Genomic DNA, 2,316 nt, shown 5'->3' on the forward strand with positions numbered 1-2,316 from the left:
ATTTCAGGACAGCATAAACCCTTCACTCCTCAAAGCCTGGCTGGGATTTTATACAATTGAAGTCCAGACCCACGTGCGAATAAAAGCGCTTCAGCCGGTGAGTATTGGTTTTGCGGATTTTCCAGCTGACAATCGAGATCACCCTATTGCCTTGTGTTCGATGCTGCCGATCTTCAAGTTTGAGCCGGTTCAAAGCCGTGAATAGAGGTTGCGTCAGAATTCATGGGTAACCTTGGAAAAGAAAAATGGCGACCACTACAGGGGGCGCAGTGGTCGCCTAGTCGAGCAAGTGCGTAGGACAAACTTCCTTATGTGCCGCTAACGATTGAGGTGATAACAGACAAAGACCTCGGTAAACCGAAACCTGATTCTCAAGCATGGAAGGGGTCTTGTGAAGGTGGCGTAATGTCGCAGAAATGCACGCGGGGTCGGAATCTTTTATACTGCGTGACTGAACTGCAGTTTATCATTTCTCTGTCATCAAGGTTAACAAGCATGACTGTGCGCACCCGTATTGCTCCGTCCCCGACCGGCGACCCCCATGTTGGAACCGCTTATATTGCCCTGTTCAATTTATGTTTTGCTCGTCAGCATCAGGGAAAATTTATCCTGCGTATCGAGGATACTGACCAGCAACGTTCCACCACTGAATCCGAACAGCAGATTTTTGATTCACTGCGCTGGATGGGTTTAGAGTGGGATGAAGGCCCGGATGTTGGTGGTCCCTTTGGCCCTTACCGCCAGAGTGAGCGGCGCGACATTTATGCCGGTTATGCTCAGGAGTTACTGGAGAAAGGCAAAGCATTTAAATGTTACCGTACGACTGAGGAGCTGGATGAGTTGCGTCGTGAACGACAGCTGGCCGGCCAGTCCACCGCATTAAAACCTTCTGATCTTTACCTGCCAGAAGAAGTGGTCAGAGAGCGCGAAGCAAACAACGCCCCTTATGTAGTGCGGATGCTGGTGCCGGAAGAAGAGGGTGCCTGTGTGATTGATGATTTGCTGCGCGGACGTATCGAGTTGGACTGGAGTATGGTGGATGCCCAGATCCTGCTGAAATCGGATGGGATGCCCACCTATCATCTGGCGAACGTAGTGGATGACCACCTGATGCAGATTACTCACGTTTTGCGTGGTGAGGAATGGATCAACTCAGCACCAAAACACAAGTTGTTGTATGAATACTTTGGCTGGGATATGCCGGTACTCTGTCACTTGCCATTGCTGCGTAATCCAGACAAATCAAAACTATCCAAGCGCAAGAACCCCACCTCCATCACCTTTTACAAGCGCATGGGTTATCTGCCACAGGCACTGATCAACTATCTGGGTCGTATGGGTTGGTCGATGCCGGATGAAAGTGAAAAATTCAGTCTGCAGCAGATGATTGAACACTTTGATATCCAGCGGGTATCACTGGGCGGGCCGGTGTTTGATGTTGAAAAACTCAGCTGGTTGAATGGTCTGTACCTGCGGGAAGATCTGAGTGATGAGCAGTTTATTGCTGAACTGATGAAGTGGGCATTTAACAGCGATTATGTGAAGCAGATCATTCCACAAATCCGTCCGAGAGTGGAAACCCTGTCGGATGTGGCACCTCTGGCGGCATTTTTCTTCAGTGGTCTGCCAAAAGTGACCAAGGCGAATTATCTGGCGCTGGGTGTAGAGGAAGAAGCGCTGGTTGAGCTGATGCAGTTTCTGGTATGGGAGATGGATAGTCTGCGTGAGTGGAATAAGGATGCCATCCTTGAACGAATTCGCGCCCTCAGTGAACACGCCGGTCTGAAAATGAAAACCTACCTGCAGCCGGTTTTTGTAGCGATCAGCGGCAGCACCACTTCCACTTCGGTATTGGATGCCATGGTGATTATCGGACCTGATATGAGTCGTGCGCGCTTGCGTCATGCGCTGAACTTGCTGACGGAAGGTGGTGTGTCGAAGAAGCAGGCGAAAAAACTGGAAAAGGCTTACCAGATTTTTCAAGCGCCAAAAGACCACTGAATTTATTGAAAAAAAGGCTTGACGGTGTGTGTAACCAAGACTAACATACGCACCGTCTTCCGGACATTGTGGGGCTATAGCTCAGCTGGGAGAGCGCTTGCATGGCATGCAAGAGGTCAGCGGTTCGATCCCGCTTAGCTCCACCACTCGCATTTTGCATCTTTTATGTATTTGTGTGAGTGCAGAAGTATAAACGTCCCATTCGTCTAGTGGTCTAGGACACCGCCCTTTCACGGCGGTAACAGGGGTTCGAACCCCCTATGGGACGCCACTTCTCTTTTTATCCACATGTTTCCCGTCAGCCAATCGCTTTAG

Annotated in this window: 2 protein-coding genes and 2 tRNA genes; all 4 read left to right on the plus strand. The window is 50.0% G+C overall.

Annotated elements, in window-relative coordinates; genetic code table 11:
- Positions 1-205: hypothetical protein (locus IBX50_RS19770; RefSeq protein ID WP_292258111.1), on the plus strand; the 205-nt coding region annotated here is incomplete at its 5' end.
- 290 nt (positions 206-495) lie between these two features.
- On the plus strand, positions 496-2,001 hold the full coding sequence (gene gltX, locus IBX50_RS19775; protein ID WP_292258112.1) for a glutamate--tRNA ligase: 1,506 nt from the start codon (positions 496-498) through the stop codon (positions 1,999-2,001).
- 70 nt (positions 2,002-2,071) lie between these two features.
- Positions 2,072-2,147 (plus strand) — tRNA-Ala (locus IBX50_RS19780).
- 49 nt (positions 2,148-2,196) lie between these two features.
- Positions 2,197-2,272 (plus strand) — tRNA-Glu (locus IBX50_RS19785).
- Positions 2,273-2,316 lie beyond the last annotated feature (44 nt).

The organism is Marinospirillum sp. (assembly GCF_014859565.1).